This is a genomic window from Neptuniibacter sp. (assembly GCF_024231755.1).
In the GTDB taxonomy this organism is placed as follows: domain Bacteria; phylum Pseudomonadota; class Gammaproteobacteria; order Pseudomonadales; family Balneatricaceae; genus Neptuniibacter.
On sequence record NZ_JAAEQH010000279.1, the window covers coordinates 81,409 to 97,200 of the forward strand.

At 45.0% G+C, this 15,792-nt stretch carries 14 protein-coding genes; 7 read left to right on the forward strand and 7 right to left on the reverse strand.

The annotated features are described in order from the left end of the window. Window positions 1–2 precede the first annotated feature (2 nt). The 3 genes from GY843_RS16175 to GY843_RS16185 all read right to left on the reverse strand — a co-directional run bounded on the left by GY843_RS16175 (window position 3) and on the right by GY843_RS16185 (window position 3,465). Window positions 3–2,111, reverse strand: a complete 2,109-nt coding sequence (locus GY843_RS16175) for an EAL domain-containing protein (protein ID WP_297311100.1) — start codon at window positions 2,109–2,111, stop codon at window positions 3–5. A 17-nt stretch (window positions 2,112–2,128) separates the two neighbouring features. Continuing rightward, complete coding sequence (locus GY843_RS16180; RefSeq protein WP_297311102.1) at window positions 2,129–3,121, reverse strand: ABC transporter substrate-binding protein; 993 nt, start codon at window positions 3,119–3,121, stop codon at window positions 2,129–2,131. Between the two features lie 221 nt (window positions 3,122–3,342). Further along, on the reverse strand, window positions 3,343–3,465 hold the full coding sequence (locus GY843_RS16185; RefSeq protein ID WP_297311103.1) for a hypothetical protein: 123 nt from the start codon (window positions 3,463–3,465) through the stop codon (window positions 3,343–3,345). A 289-nt stretch (window positions 3,466–3,754) separates the two neighbouring features. Between GY843_RS16185 and GY843_RS16190 the strand changes: the two genes are divergently transcribed. Continuing rightward, window positions 3,755–4,954, forward strand: a complete 1,200-nt coding sequence (locus tag GY843_RS16190; protein ID WP_297311104.1) for an EAL and HDOD domain-containing protein — start codon at window positions 3,755–3,757, stop codon at window positions 4,952–4,954. 85 nt (window positions 4,955–5,039) lie between these two features. On the opposite strand, the gene GY843_RS16195 is transcribed toward GY843_RS16190, so the two are convergent. The 4 genes from GY843_RS16195 to GY843_RS16210 form a co-directional block, all read right to left on the reverse strand. Next, complete coding sequence (locus GY843_RS16195) at window positions 5,040–6,677, reverse strand: ATP-binding protein (RefSeq protein ID WP_297311106.1); 1,638 nt, start codon at window positions 6,675–6,677, stop codon at window positions 5,040–5,042. A gap of 15 nt (window positions 6,678–6,692) precedes the next feature. Further along, a complete protein-coding gene (locus GY843_RS16200) occupies window positions 6,693–8,252 on the reverse strand; it encodes an HD domain-containing phosphohydrolase (RefSeq protein ID WP_297311107.1) in 1,560 nt (519 codons plus the stop codon). A 288-nt stretch (window positions 8,253–8,540) separates the two neighbouring features. Next, the gene (locus GY843_RS16205; protein WP_297311108.1) at window positions 8,541–8,903 is read right to left on the reverse strand and encodes a response regulator; all 363 of its coding nucleotides are present in this window, start codon (window positions 8,901–8,903) and stop codon (window positions 8,541–8,543) included. A gap of 179 nt (window positions 8,904–9,082) precedes the next feature. Beyond that, the gene (locus GY843_RS16210; protein ID WP_297311109.1) at window positions 9,083–9,715 is read right to left on the reverse strand and encodes a cation transporter; all 633 of its coding nucleotides are present in this window, start codon (window positions 9,713–9,715) and stop codon (window positions 9,083–9,085) included. A 227-nt stretch (window positions 9,716–9,942) separates the two neighbouring features. Between GY843_RS16210 and GY843_RS16215 the strand changes: the two genes are divergently transcribed. The 6 genes from GY843_RS16215 to GY843_RS16240 all read left to right on the forward strand — a co-directional run bounded on the left by GY843_RS16215 (window position 9,943) and on the right by GY843_RS16240 (window position 15,791). Next, entirely contained in the window at window positions 9,943–10,509 is a 567-nt protein-coding gene (locus GY843_RS16215) for a hypothetical protein (RefSeq protein WP_297311111.1), read from the forward strand. A gap of 91 nt (window positions 10,510–10,600) precedes the next feature. Further along, entirely contained in the window at window positions 10,601–11,011 is a 411-nt protein-coding gene (locus tag GY843_RS16220; protein WP_297311113.1) for a hypothetical protein, read from the forward strand. A 57-nt stretch (window positions 11,012–11,068) separates the two neighbouring features. Continuing rightward, window positions 11,069–12,136 (forward strand): HupE/UreJ family protein, encoded by a 1,068-nt coding sequence (locus GY843_RS16225; protein ID WP_297311114.1) that lies wholly within the window; start codon window positions 11,069–11,071, stop codon window positions 12,134–12,136. A 170-nt stretch (window positions 12,137–12,306) separates the two neighbouring features. Beyond that, a complete protein-coding gene (locus GY843_RS16230) occupies window positions 12,307–12,813 on the forward strand; it encodes a DsrE family protein (RefSeq protein WP_297311116.1) in 507 nt (168 codons plus the stop codon). A gap of 74 nt (window positions 12,814–12,887) precedes the next feature. After that, entirely contained in the window at window positions 12,888–13,490 is a 603-nt protein-coding gene (locus GY843_RS16235) for a DUF2799 domain-containing protein (RefSeq protein WP_297311118.1), read from the forward strand. Between the two features lie 321 nt (window positions 13,491–13,811). Next, on the forward strand, window positions 13,812–15,791 hold the full coding sequence (locus GY843_RS16240; protein WP_297311120.1) for an FAD-dependent oxidoreductase: 1,980 nt from the start codon (window positions 13,812–13,814) through the stop codon (window positions 15,789–15,791). The last annotated feature ends 1 nt before the right edge of the window (window position 15,792 follow it).

The following is a 15,792-nucleotide window of genomic DNA, read 5'->3' on the forward strand; positions in this document are numbered from 1 at the left end:
TCTCAAACTTTTTCCGTTATTTTTTCCTCATTATTCAAAAAGTTAGCAGCTAGTTCCGATGCGCTTTGTGGTTTTCCGTAAAAATAGCCCTGTGCCTGATGGCAGCCTTCTTTGCGCAGAATATCGATTTGTGCCTTCTCTTCAGTGCCTTCTGCAATAACTACCAAATTCAGGCTGGTGCCCAAGGCGATAATAGTGGTACTGATCGCTCTGTCTTCGGAAAGGTTTACTATCCCGTCAACGAACGATTTATCGATCTTTAGCTTAGTCAGAGGCAGACGCTTCAGGTAGGAGAGCGATGAATAGCCGGTACCGAAGTCATCAAGCGCCAGCTGAATATTCATATCCCGCAATTGCTGGAGTTTAAAGATCGCATCTTCTGGGTCCTGCAGGATATAGCTTTCTGTTACTTCAAGCTCTAGTTGATTGGCATCGAATCCGGTTTTATCCAGTATCGCTTTTATAACTCGGGGAAGATTTGCTTCGTTAAGCTGCTTTGGCGAGATATTCACTGCCAGAGTCAGTGGTATCCCATCTGATGAACGCCAATCTTTGGCATCGTTACATGCTTGTTCCAGAACCTGACTGCCCAGTTCATGGATCAAGCCTTTATCCTCTGCCAGAGCTATGAATTGATCTGGGGGAATCATTCCTTTTTCCGGATGATTCCATCGTGCAAGGGCTTCAATGCCGATGAGGCTGTTGCTATGGATATCGAATTGCGGCTGATAATAGACTTCCAGATGTTTATGTTTCAGAGCCAGTCTCAGGTCGGCTTCCAGTTGCATCCACATCAATGCATTCTGATTCATCTCTTTACTGTAGTAGTGGAAATCACTGCCTCCCGCTTTTTTTGCTTTATACATAGCTGCATCAGCATTACGCATAAGTTCAAGAGGTTCTTCGCCATCATCAGGGTATACAGCAATGCCGATGCTGGTATTAAGATACAGTTCCCGCCCTTCGTACTTAACGGGTTTATTAAGGCATTTGATAAGCTTTCGCGCTAACTCTCCGGCATCATGTACGTTATGAAGGGGTTCAATGATGACGGAAAATTCATCGCCACCTATTCGAGCAATGAGGTCATTTAGGCGTAAGGATTTGCCAAAACGGTTTGCTGTTTCAATGAGCACTTTATCACCCGCGTTGTGCCCAAGAGAGTCATTGATTTGTTTGAACTTGTCGAGATCGATAAAGAACACCGCAGCTGAGCTTTGCTCACGTTTGCAGCGGGCGATGGTGCTGCTCAGGTTACCAAGAAAGGTAGTACGATTGGCCAGGCCGGTCAGACTGTCTTGTTCGGCAAGTTCTTTGAATGCTTCTTTCTGTTGTTCAAGTTCACAGGTACGTTTTTCTACCTCATGTTGCAACTCGTCTATAGAGATGGTGCTTTCTTTCAGGCTTTGGGTCATCTGGTTGAAATGACCGGCGATCAGGCCTATCTCATCATTATCCGATACTTGAATCTGATAATCGGTATCTCCTGACGCAACTTTGGTAATACCGGTCTCAAGTGTGTTAAGCCGGGAGCGGAACAGATTTAAGGTCTGAAGTGCAGCAAGAGAGATCATTAGAGTGAGTGAGAGCAGTAATGCGTCGATAAACAGCATACTTTCGTGAGTTTTGGCTTTGGTAATTTTTTGCGCCAGCGTTGCTAGCTTGAAGCTATCTTCACTCATACTGAGGATAGTGTTATCCAGGCGATCCATTAGATGATGATGGCTTTCCAGTACTAAATGTCCGGGATAGTCAGCTCCATGTACCTCTTGTAGCTTAGTAAGAAGAGAACTAAGGCTGTTGTTGAGGCGGAGTAAACTATTGCGATAGGTTTGCAGCTGCCCTTCCTCAAATTTCATTTTATTGAGCTGTAGGTGAAGGCTTTGCTGAACTTTGGTGGCTTTAGCGATTGAGTCACTGTCATTATATCGCTCATGCATATGGAACTGACTACGTAACAGACTGGTCTGTACCTCAATCCGGCCAATATCCTCTATCCGCTTGAATAGCTGGGCGTGCTGGTTTTCCAACCAGTAAAGGCCTACAAAAATGCTCACACTCAACAAGATACAGAGAGAGGTAAGAATGATTAGCCGGGTTCTAATCTTCATAAGTCACTCTCCAGCTTCTAAAAAGCTGAAATATCATCGACTTTGCTAAGAGGAGCATGGTCGATGAATTCCTGGAAAGAAGGAATCTGCTCGTGAGTAACCAGATTGGATTCCACAGCCCAGCGGGCCTGGTTTTCAAGCGAAGTAACCAATGAATTGTTCAACGAGAGTTTGAACAGGTAATCCTGCCAGATCCAATCGATAAACTCCTGATCTAATTGCAGATGACTACGTAAAATAGCCTGGGCCTGTTTCGGGTTGCTGGCGATAAAGTGAGTGGCTTTATTCAGAGCTTGTAGAACCTTTGTTCTAATCTGAATCTGGGCCTCAGAGCTATCTCTTTTTCCGGCGAGTACAAAAGAGAGGTTGTATAGCCCTTTGGCATCAACTTGCGCTGCCTGTTGGTTGTGTTTGTGAGTTTGGTACGCGAAAGGCTCCCATACTGAGATCGCATCGACCGTATGCTGTTCGAGAGCTTCTGGCATTTTATCCACATTGAGTGGGACCCTAATGACTTTGTCAGGTTCAATACCGGAGGTGATCAGTAGTGAATGCAAGAAATACTCACTGGCACTGCCTTTGACGACACCAATATTTTTGCCGACAAGATTATGAATAGTTGCGGGATGATTATCCTCTGTTCGGGCGAAAAGTTTTATGTCGTTATCTGATTCAACGAAACTACCGAGTACAGAGAAATTATTGTATTGGAAGCTGTTAAACATCACTACGGAGTTGGAAATAGTCGCCAGTTCTACATTTCCGCTGATCATTTCACTGAAGCACTTAGCGCCACCGGCCATTTCAACAAGCGTGGCAGCAACACCTGACTCTTCAAAAAAACCTTGCTCTTTTGCAACGTAGAAAGGAGCTGATAGCGGAGTAGTGGATACCGCTATCCTGACCTCCTCTAGAGGAAAATCTTTTTTAATGGGAGTCCCCAGCAGAGCAAACAGAGTAATGGCAGCTATTGCCAGAAAAGCAATAATCGAGGTTTTGTTATGCTGCATCTTCGGTGATCCTTTTGAAGTGGGCAGGGGCACGCCAGGTACAGCTTATTTCTGGAATTGCTCACAGCTGCTTAAACACGGTAACCAAGGCCTATAGCAGGCCCTGTAGTAAGTATTTGTTAATATTAGCAACTGCGCAAGGAACCGAAGTCAAGAAATTGAGAGATCCAGGTAGGTTGAAAGCCCGCCGGGTAGGGAGCGTTCTACCCGGCAGCATTGGGCTATCCTGAAATCAGGACCAACTGAACAATTGCTGGAAGTATTGCTACGGCTAATCCTGCTAGTACCATCAGGATAGAAGGAACAACGCCTATGACTTCTACATTTTCTTCATGAGTATCCATAATAATTCACCTAATAGGTTTGAATGAGTTGTTACCCTCGGTAGAGCAAGGAGGGTGCCAGTCTCATTAATTACTGTAAGGCTATGATTACCAAGGAGTTTTTTGTGGTCGATGTTCTGGCGTAAAGTATTTATGTCAATTTAGTCATGACAATTTTGTTTTATGTCATGATTTGCGGGCTTTATTGTAGTTGCATCCGTTAGCTGCTCTTTACTACACTCGAAGTACCCAGGCTGCTGAGGAAGCGGTTTTTGTTGGATCAATACCGGCGCTGTTTTAAAGGAGAAATATGAGCAGGCCAATTCTTTTTGCTCGTCAACCTATCTTCGATCAAGCCCTCAATACTTATGCTTACCAGCTTCTTTACAGGGATGCCGAGGGGTTGGGGCCCGATAGTGGTTTTGATGGTGTGGCTGCAACCACTGAAGTACTGGTTAGCGCATTCACTAATATTCTCGAAAATGGGCAGGTTAAATACCTTCCTGCGTTGGTAAACTTTAATGCTGACTGGCTTTACGATGGGCAGCTTCCCTCTGTTCCTGTGGAAACCTTGATTCTGGATGTTGAGCGCCATGAGCATGTAACCGATTTAGTGATCGAGCATCTGGCTGAACTGGCGGGTAGTGGATACCGGTTGAGTGTCTCCGCTAATGCAGATGCGCGCTTACAGGAACTTGCATCGATTATTACATTAGATGTGCAAACATTATCTCCAGCAGAACTGAGAGAACACTGTCAGCGGATTAAGTCCGAGGGTAATAAAACTATCCTGGCTGAGAAGGTCGAGGACTATGATGAATTCGAATTATGCCGTGAAGCCGGATGCGATCTTTTCCTAGGCTATTTCTTCGCCCGCCCCCAATATATCAAAGGTAACAAATTGGCTCGTAATGAGCTGGTGATGTTGCAGTTGATAGGTGAAGTTCACCATCCAGACGCTAGCCCTGAGAGCATAGAAGAGCTGATCCAGAAAGACCCACAGTTAATGGCGGCTTTGTTGCGATTAGTGAATTCGGCTGTGTTCCGTGGGCATCGTACGATTTCCAACATATCCGAGGCTATAGTTCTTCTTGGTTTGAAGGAGCTGCGTAAATGGGTTTTGCTTCTCTCACTGACCCGTAATGACCATGCTCCAGATGAAGTGATTAATAATCTGCTTATCAAAGGTAAAATGTGCCAATCCTTGGCAGAAAGCGAGGAGGCAATAGAGCCTAGTACGGCCTTTATGGCAGGTGTTTTATCAGGGATTGATGCTCTGTTTGGCATCCCGCAGAAAGAGCTTCTTGAACAACTGCCTGTGCAGCTTGAAATCAAAAGAGCGGTTGCTGGTGGGGGTAACCCGCTGGGGCTTATGTTACAAGAGGTTGATGCTTATACCCGTGGTGAGTGGGATGCCATTTCTAACAAGTATACTCAGCAGCAACTTTCTACCTCATATTCTGATGCGGTCTGTTGGAGTAATAGTACTTTGCAGAGTTTGCCGTCTTAGTGAGGCAAGCGCTGAGATCGGTGAGACAGGATCTCAGCGTGCGAAAATTGCCCTGAGTTAAGAGTCCGCTCACCTTGACTCGAATTTATAGTTCAATCGGTTTATCTTTCGCTTCAAGGGGGATGGTAATCTTGATGTGGAAGCCGGATTCATTTGAAGGTATTAGCGCTATACGTCCTTCCAGTTGCCGTGAAACAATATTAAATACAATCGACATTCCGAGCCCGCTTCCTCCATTCCCGCGTTTGGTGGTGAAAAACGGTTCAAATAGTTTTTTCTGCTCTTCGTCGTTAAGGCCGCGACCATTATCAGAGTAGTACAGAGCTAGCTGTTCATTATCCCTTTCAGCCCGGATAGTAATCTCACCTATCTCATTGTCTTCAAAGCCATGCAGAACTGAGTTATTGATCAGATTGCTCAGTACCTGATGCAACGCACCTGGGTAGCTGTTCATCTCAATATTGTCGGGTATGTCGAGTGAGAAAGTAACATTCTGATGTTTGTATTGTGGGAAGATGGTCTGTATGGATGATTCCAAATAATTCTTGAGATTGAATTTATGTTTGGCATCGTAGCTCTGATCCATTGCGATCTCTTTAAAACTTGAGATCAGCCTGCTGGCTTTAACAATATTGGTTTCAAACAACAGGCTTGATTCATCAATATCATCCAGAAAAGTTTTGAGATCTGATTGAGTAAGAGTGCCTTGCTCAAGTTTTTTTCGAATCAGTTTGCTTCCCTCGTCCTGATAGCTGGCAGCGGTTCGACAGACACCGATAGGTGTATTGATCTCATGGGCCACACCGGCAACCATATTTCCCAAGGCTGCCATCTTCTCGGATTCGATCAGCATATCTTGTGCTGAGCGTAAATCATCCATCGATTTTTCCAGCTGATCTGTGCGTTCCGATACTAAATCTTCCAGATGCTCTTTGTAGTTACGCTCTACTTGTAGCAGGTTATCGCGTTCTTTTACCAGAGATTGTAAGTGTTGTTTATGTTCATTCAGCTCTTCGTAGGAACTATGAAGGCTTTCGCGCATATGGTTGATTGTATGGGCTACAGAATCTATCTCATCAGGTTTATTCGGATTCTCTTTTTTCTGCAGTTGCAGGGGCGTTCGCAGATTATCGAAATCAAGGGTGCTGATATATTCTGAAATGGTGTGTAGGTGCCGGGTAATTAATACCCAGATCAGGAGCAGGATAAAACCTGATACAAGGAAGGTTTTGACCGCATTACTGACCAGAATAACCCCTGCCTTATTTATCAGTCGCTTGTATACATTGTCGATACTGGCAGTGACAACCAGAGTGCCGATGTTCTGTTCAGAAATACCTTGTGCCCGGTATGAAAGCGGAAATTCCATCGTCCTTGTGTTGGTTGATACATCATCCCCCTGCTGCCAGTTGGTTTCTCCAGATACCTTAATCGAAACGTGTTCGATATCGGGTAATTGGCTCAGTCCTACTAGCTGGGTTTCAATCTGTGAGTCATCAAGAGACCAGACACTGAGCGTAATCGCTTGCAGATATGAAGTTCGGATATTGGTGAACTGTTGTTCGATTCGGCTGATATCCACCCGGTAATCAAGTATCAACTGAAGACTTGTGCTGAGTAGAGTGAAGCAGGAGCTGAACAGGACAATGAGGATAGCAAAACGTTTACCCAGTCGACTGGCAATCACTTTGCGGGAGGTTTTTTGAGATGAAGCCTCAGACATTGAATCGCCTCGCTCCTAATCAGGATAACGATTACAGATATCCAGAACGGTCTCTATATTATCTAAAAACAGTTTGATCAGCTCAGGATCGAACTGTTTTCCGCTCTCTTTTTGCAATAGACCGAGTGTTTTTTCCAGGGGCCAGCTTTCTTTATAGCAGCGTTCACTGTTGAGTGCGTCAAATACATCCGCCACTGCTGTAATACGGCCTGATAGGGGGATTTCCTCTCCTTGTAGCCCTCTGGGATAACCGCTTCCGTCCCACTTTTCGTGATGGCTGCCAGCAATGCGTGCCGCCAATTGGAAAATAGGCCTGTCAGAGCTTGCAAGCATCGCTTCGCCTATTTCAGCGTGGGTTTGCATCAACTCCCACTCATCAGGATTCAGCTTTCCGGGTTTGTTGAGAATAGCATCAGGGATAGCGATTTTTCCCAAGTCATGCAAAGGGGAGGCTAAGCGAATATTCTCTACAAATAGTTCATTAGTGCCGAACAGGGATGCAAGTAAGGCTGAAATTTCTGCCACCCTCTTAACATGGGCACCGGTTTCCTTGGAACGTTTCTCAACTGCCTCGCCAAGGATATAGATAAGCTCTTCCTGGGTTTCCTGAATCTCCTCTTTGAGGAGAAGGGTATGGTAAGTAGAGATAACATCAGCGCTGAAAATTTCCAGTAGGTGTTTAGCGTGCTCGTCTATTTGGGAGTGATGTTTAACGTAAAGTAGGCTTTCTGAGCCTGACATACCTGAATGGTAAGCTACATAGCCCTGTTTTGTGTGAATTGAGCATTTCTCGAGCAGCGCTGTGTTAAAGACCTCTTGCAACTCTTTTGGCAGCTCATCCTCATGGTATTGCATCATGCTTTTATGTGAATGGCTTTTGTCCTTAAGAAGCGGTTCCAATGCCCCTGTAGCTGCCAGAACATTAAAATGGGCTTCATTGCGATAAATACGCCGGGTAATGCAGTAGATAGAATCGGGCTCGAACTGTAAAAGGGAAATTAATTGATCAAGTATGGCTGAAGCCAGCATTCCCAGACTTTTTACTTCATTTATTTTGCCGATTGCATGTATCACCGTTTCCAGTGAGGTGCGCTGATGATCAATAGTAAGAATATCTCGATAGGAGCGTAAAGAAGAGTAAACCAGTGTCTTCAGTTTCGTGCCAGTGAGTTCAGTTTTATCCTTGTAATCATTTATATCGTATTCCTGAATAATCTTCTCTTCGGGGGCTTGTCCAGGCTGACCGGTACGTAGCACGATTCGGGTTATATGGTTTTGCAGCTCACCACGGATAGTGCGAATTAACTCCAGACCCGCATGGTCCGACTCCATCACCACATCAACCAGCGCCAGAGCGATATCAATACCCTCTTGTTTCAGAATAGTTCGGGCTTCGGCAGCAGAACGGGCTTCAATCAGTTGTACAGGTCGGTTGTCGAAGGAGAGATTCTTCAACACTAATCGGGTGACTTTATGTACGCTGTCTTCATCATCAACGACAAGCACCTTCCAGGGAGGATTACTATTTTGCTCAACGGTAGGTTTATCTTCTGCAAATAATAGGGTGTCGCTCATTTCTGGTTCCTGATACTGCTGGGGGCTTTTTCAAAACCTCGCCGACTAAGCTCTCATAGTTCAGGCGCTACTTCTATGTTCTTATTAGTATTGAGGGAATTACCCATAGACCTAGGGTAAATAGTAGTCGTTCAAATACGATGTGGAAATGTTTTAAGGGAAATAAATCAGAGGGTTTTGTGGATTGTTTGCTAAAGGTCAATAGTAATCAATCCAAAGAATCTGATTCTACTGTGCAGTGATAGCCAGACCTCTGCACAGTTACCTTTATATCTATAGGAAGGCTAGTTAACGTACAACTTTCTGTACTGTTGCTAATAGCTTCTGCGGATTGAAAGGTTTTACCAGCCAACCAGTGGCTCCTGCAGTTTTACCTTTCATCTTCATATCAGCATTACTTTCTGTTGTCAGAATCAGAATAGGGGTGAATTTAAAATTTGGTAGTTTACGTAGTTCACTGCAAAGAGTAATACCGTCCATACCCGGCATATTCACGTCTGTTAGAATCAGATCAAATTTACCAGTTTTTGCTTTGAGTAATGCCTGCTTTCCATCTGCGGCTTCAACTACGTCGTAACCCTGTTCCTTCAGAGTAAAAGTTACCATTCCACGAAGAGATGCGGAGTCATCGACAACAAGAATTGTAGCCATATTGTGTTCCTTTAAATTCCAGAATTTCTAAAGGGTAAAATCTAAAAAGTTGAGGCCTACTTTGTTTGATTAGGCACAATTTTTCAACTGTCTTTATGGATAGTTTTTTAAAAATAATGTTTGTTCAAAATCAATTAATACGCCAGCCTTTGACCATTATACGATGACTTATGGGCGCTTTAGCTGGTGTGACCAGAACCGTTGATGTTTGAATCACTATGCTGTACCTGGCGTAGTATCTGGACAGCGGACCAGATAAACAGACTTGCCATTATTGCGGCAACAATGAGGTCAGGCCATGCACTTTGGCTCTGCCAGACACCGGCAGCAGCCAAAATAACAGCAACATTACCGATAGCGTCGTTACGACTGCAGAGCCAGACTGAACGGACATTGGCATCACCGTTTCGGAAACGGAGCAAAATAAGAACACTGATAACATTAGCGGTGAGAGCAAGCACGCCAACGGTTCCCATTGTGACTGCCTCAGGGGGTTGCAGAACTAAAACCCGATAAACCGTCATGGAAAATACTGCTATACCCATCAGCAACAGACTCACTGCTTTGAACAGAGCAGCTCGGTTACGAATAGTTAGGGAACGGCCTATAACCAGCAGGGACAAGGTATAAGTGGCAGTATCGCCAAGAAAATCCAAAGCGTCTGCTTGCAGTGCTTGAGATGTGGCGTGAAAGCTGGCGCCCATTTCGATAAAGAACATGACCGCATTGATCCCTATGACCCACCACAATGCCCGACGGTATTCAATTGATGCTCCGTCAAAATCTTTATCTTCACCACAACAGGAGCCCATAATTACTCCATTCTTTCCGATTATTTTATTTCTACACCTTTGGTCGAGCAAAAGCCATATTGTCGGAACTAATAAGTTTGCAGATTGTCTGCTGTGAAGAATCCAGAGATGGTGCTGTTGTTTACAACATGTTGTTGGATATGGGAAATCCTGTACCCAAGTACCATGGCTATATCTGACTAAACTACTAGACTATTTGTATCAGCTTAATGTCGAGGGAGCCTGTTATGCCGAAGCTTGTCCGAACTATTTCAACCGCAGTAGCACTGTCGGGTCTTGTCTTGTCAAATATTGCTCTAGCTGATGCTCTAGATGGAAAAAAACAGATTATCCTGATGGATAAACAGGGCAATGAAGTTGTCGTAGGTGATGTCATATTCAAGCCCCAAGCTGATGGCAGTAGTTATAAACTGCATATGGATCATGCCAAGTTTCAAGATTATTTCCTCTCAATGAAAGAGATGAAATGTCTGGAAGGTGGCCCTGAATTGATGTGTCATCTTCCATACCCATATAAACAGCCGCATATGGTTACCGAAAGTGATTTAAGTTGGCTTTCCCATGACATGTTATTTATGTTCAAGAAGAAAGAGGATTTTGGCGCTAACTTCTGGAACGGTGTTTACTACAATATGCGGGTTGAAGATGGGGTGATCAAGGGGCAGGCAGAAGCAGTAGATCTGAACCTGTTGGCCTCTCCACCGGATGATCTTACTGTTCCACCAATGAATGAAGGGGAGCGGGATGAGATCGATCGCGCTAAACGTTGGTTGCCGGATATTGTAATTCGATAATAGCCATAGGTGGCTTTTTAGTACTTTATAACAGCGAGTTAGGCACCAATTGTGCCTTGCTCGGTAGCTACGTTTCCTTATCATTAATTCCATGAAAAGATCCGATACTCGATTTCAGTTGCTATGGGGGCTGCTTATTGCCGTTTTGATACTGGTGCATACCAGTGTCCAGTCCTCCTCTTTGCATCTGCATCTTAACTCGGAGTCTCATCACCACCACGATGTGGGTTATTATTCACATGATCATACCCATGCGCACGGTAGTTTTATTACGGATGGTGAAGAGCATCAGCAGCAGAGTGTTGAGATGGAGTTCACGCAACAGCTGCTGTTGAAGAAAGTCCAATCCGATTCGACGCTATTTGTTCTTAGTGTCCTTCTATTCCTTATTCTGTCGGTTCGAGTTGCTACCCGAATTCGGTGGCTATATCAGCCGGCACCTTTACCCTCACTATCAACCATTCGCCCGCCTCCTCGGGCTCCTCCAGGGAAACTGTTTTAACAAATTTGGTTAACAGTTTTTCAAGGGGATCTATGATCCCGCTATAGAGGAAATAAAATGAGTTTTAGTTTTCGTTGGCCTGTATTGATCGGGCTACTGGCGTTGTTGTGTGTTTCACAGTTGGCCTTTGCCCATGGTATGTCTGAAGAGGAGAAGCAGGCGATTATCGAAGGCGGTAATCTGAGCTACCTCTGGCTGGGAGCAACACATATGCTCTCTGGATATGACCATCTGGCCTTTGTGTTCGGGATTGTCTTCTTTCTCAAGAGCTTCAGGGATATTGCCAAGTATGTAACCGCGTTTACGCTTGGACATAGTGTTACTTTGATCTGGGCTACCTACCAGGGTATTCAGATCAATTATTACCTGATTGACGCTGTTATTGCATTGAGTGTGTCCTATATCGCTTTTACCAATTTGGGAGGCTTCCAGAAGTACCTGCGTATAGAAGCACCTAATATGCTGCTGATGATTACAGGCCTGGGCTTGATTCATGGGTTTGGCCTTTCTACCCGCCTTCAGGAGTTACCGCTGGATGCCGAGCATCTGTTGTTGAATATTGTTACCTTCAATCTGGGGATTGAGCTGGGGCAGCTAGCGGCACTGGTCGTTATGCTGATCCTGTTACGTGTCTGGCGTGATAAGGAAAGCTTCAGACCTTTCTCTCGCCTAGCCAACTCTGGTTTGATGGTGATGGGGGGATTACTGTTCTTGATGCAGATGCATGATTATTCCCATGCAGATACGTCTTATGCTGCTGAGAGTAAAGCCGTAGAGGTATCAGCTGTTGCTGAAGGGTTATCTGAAGGCGACTGGCAAGATTCAATCGTTATTGATCTGCCGCCGCAAGGGTACAAGGAATATAAGGTGATGCAGGCCAAAGATAAACTGTTGGCTTACGAGTGGATAACTGATGGTGGTGAACTTTACTACGATTTCCATGGTGAGCCGGCAGGAGATAAGACGGGGTTCTTTCAGAGCTATCAGATAGGTACAGATAGTAAAGTTAGTGGAGAGGTAAAAACACCGTTTGCCGGAACCCATGGCTGGTATTGGAAAAATAAGTCAGACAAGCCTGTGCGTATCATCCTTCAATTTCGTGGTGAATATGTACTGATGCAGTAACTTTTCTCCTTTCGGTTGGAGTCTATAACCGTTCTGGTTATTGGCTCCAATACTTTGCATTTTTTCTACTTTAGTGCTGGCTAAATTAGTTCTTTCTATCCTTTTTCCCTTAACTGTCTTGCATCTCCTGCTCTGCTACAAGATAACTGCATAAAAATGAGGGGGAAGTTATGAGCTATCTGTATAAAGCAGCACAATCTTTGATGCTGCTGTTTACGTTCCTGTTTGCAGTATCACTATCCGCGGAACAGAAATATGATGATTCAGTTGCACTGAATGGTATCAGCGAGACAAAAGCAGTTTTCCTGATCGACTTTCAAACGGCTCAGAAAACTGCGTTTTATATGGACCTGATTGTGGGTACCTATGATGGGCTTAAACGGCAGAATGTAGAGCCGGAAATGGTTGTGGTTGTCATCGGACCGACGGTTAAGTTTCTGAGCAAAACTGCCAACCCTGAGCTGACCTTTGATTATGAGAAGGAGTTTGATTCCATTCAGAAGAGTATCAAAGAGCTGCATAAACGGGGTGTGCGAATCGAAGTCTGTGCTATTGCTACTGATGTGTTCAAGGTGGACAACAGTACTCTACCCAAAGAGCTAAGCGTGGTTGCCGATGGGTTTATCTCTTTGATCGGTTGGCAAACACAGGGTTATAAATTGGTACCGGTTTTCTAGTTTTTGAAACTGGAATCGTTCTTTTTTTATTAAGCTTGTATGTATTATTCTGCCTCCAAACTGGAGGAGCGATAGTGAGATTACGAAGCATAGGAGCAGTACTCTCTATATTAGCTATGACCGGCTGTGCCAGTCTTAGTAAAGAGGAGTGTCTGACTGGTGACTGGCATGGTATTGGTTATCAGGATGGATTGCAGGGTAAAACTGAAGCTTATTTGGCTGAGCATCAACAGGCCTGCTCTGAGCATAAAGTTAAACTGAATCTGGATCAGTATCTTACTGGCCGAACAAAGGGCCTGCAGTCCTACTGTAAACCTGATAACGGTTACCGGGTTGGACGTAATGGTTTTGTATATGCGTATGTTTGCCCGCCGGATATGGAAACCGCCTTCTTAGCAACCTATAAGAAAGGTCGTGATTTCTATCTCCAGGAGCAGAAAGTCCGCGAAACTGAACGCAAGATCAGCCAGCACAAGCGTGAGCAAGAAAAGTTGGACCAAGAGATTAGTAAAAAAGAGAAACGTCTTGTCAGTGATGGTCTATCGAGCAGCGAACGGCAGAGGTTGCTGCAGGAGATTCGAGAGCTGGAACAGAAAAAAGATCCCTCCCCTTCCTATCTTCATCGTCTTGAATACCAACTCGGTCAGGAAAAACAGAAGCTGCAGCAGTTGCAGTAATCTGTAGAGCAGGTTTGGCATTATATAAGTGCAACAATATCTTTGTTGCACCTTTTCTTAGCTACTAACAATCCATGTTGCACTATATTAGAGTTCGCTGTTTGCAGTTTTGCGGTGCACAAAATCTGTCTATTCTTTGTTCAAGTATTTTTTTGGTGCGAAGCTCATTATTCTTAATATTCAACAGTTAATGTTTTTGAGTGCTTGTATCTTATTGATATATAAATATTTTTCTTTAAAGATGTGTAGCTAAAACATTTTTGGCAAGGCTTTTGCTCAGTCTATAACCGAGGTCAGGTGAGTGACATCGGGAGGTTAAAAATGAGCGAAGCACTTCCAAAAGTGAGCGTAGGTGCAGATAAATGGGACGAAGCGATCATCGTGGTCGGCGCCGGTCCCGTTGGTTTTCGTTTTATTCAGGAGTTGCGTAAAAACGCTCCTCAGGCTCCCGTTATTCTTTTTGGTAACGAACCTTACCTTCCTTATGACAGGGTCAGACTGAGTGCCTTACTGGCTGGCCAGGACTCTACAGAAAGCCTGCTTTTACCGTTAGATGATCTAGAAAACGACCCGCTTTTCAAATATCTGTGTAAAGAGATCACTGCCATCAATACCGATTGGGGTACGGTGATGGATTCCGAAGGTACGGAATACTCCTACAGTAAGTTGGTGTTGGCGACAGGTTCCCGTGCCCATGTACCGCATATTAAAGGTGTGGAGATGGATGGCGTGTTCACTTTCCGCAACATGCGTGATGCGGAAAAGCTCAAAGCACGCACCACGCGAAGCCAGGATTTGGTTGTAGTGGGTGGTGGTTTGCTGGGACTCGAAGCCGCTAAGGCGATGCAGGGAAATCTGACCAACATCACCTTGGTACAGCAGGCTAACCGAATTATGAATCAGCAACTGGATGATGTTGCTGCAGCAGCGCTTCAGGAAAAACTTGAAGCGATGGGTATTCGTGTCGTTGTTGGTGCCGGCGTTAAAGGTGTCGTCGGGGAGCATCGAGTTGAGGGCGTTGCACTTCGAAATGGTGAGACCATTCAGTGTGACACGGTGTTGCTATCTGCTGGAATCAAACCAAATATCGAGCTAGCGCGAAAAGCCTGGATAAAAGTCGGGCGTGGTATTCGAGTTAATGACCAGCTTCAGACTTCGCACCCTGATATCTACGCGATCGGCGAGTGTGCAGAGCACCGTGAAAAGGTTTATGGCCTGGTTGCACCTGGTTTTGAACAGGCTGCTGTAGCTGCGAATCATATTACTCAGGGTGGTAGTCAGTATCTGGGTTCACACAGTATTGCCCGTTTGAAGGTTGTTGGAGAAGCGGTCTTCAGCATGGGGGATGTGCTGGATGAACAACAATACGACAAGAAAAAGTTTATTACCTACACAACAAAAGAGGGTAGCTATCGCAAACTAGCGCTAAAAAATGGCCGCTTGGTTGGAGCGATGGCGATAGGTGAGTGGGATGAAATTCCACGTATCCAGGAACTGATTACGCACAAACGCCGCCTCTTTCCTTGGCAATTGCTGCGCTTCCGAATGAGCGGGAATGTTTGGAGCCCTTCCTCTAATAGCCCTGAACACTGGCCTGAAACAGCCGTTATCTGTAACTGTAATAATGTTACTCGAGGTCAGCTCAGCTACGCCATTGAACATGGCTGCTGCAGTGTCGACCGTCTAGCTCAGGCAACAGGTGCTTCAACAACCTGCGGAACTTGTAAGCCTCTGGTGCAGCAGATGTTGGGAAGCGAAGTTCAGCAGGAAGCTGAACCTGATAAAAACAGCTTACTTGGCACATCACTGGCTGTAGCAACAGCATTGTTGGCATTTCTATTGATCCCTGCACTGACTGTAAGCACTTCTGTGCAGGAGCCTCTGCGCTTAGATCTTTTTTGGAATGATGGATTCTATAAACAGGTATCAGGTTTCACCCTTTTGGGGTTAACCGTTATTGGTCTGTTGATGTCGCTGAAGAAGCGTAGCAAAGCACTGAAGTTTGGTTCTTACAAACTATGGCGCAGTTTACACACCGTCTTAGCTGTTTTCTGTTTGTTGATCTTATTAGTTCATACCGGATTTAACAGTGGCCAGGCGCTTAACCAGTGGTTGCTGATCGACTTCCTGCTTTTGGCTTTTTTAGGTGCGTTCGTAAGCGTGGCAATAGGGATGCAGCATAAATTTTCACCAAGCGTTGGGCTTCAGTTGCGCAAAATCAGCTTCTGGGGACATTTGCTCCTCAGCTGGCCTCTGCCTGCACTGCTTAGCTTCCATATTCTTAGCGTTTACTATTTCTAGG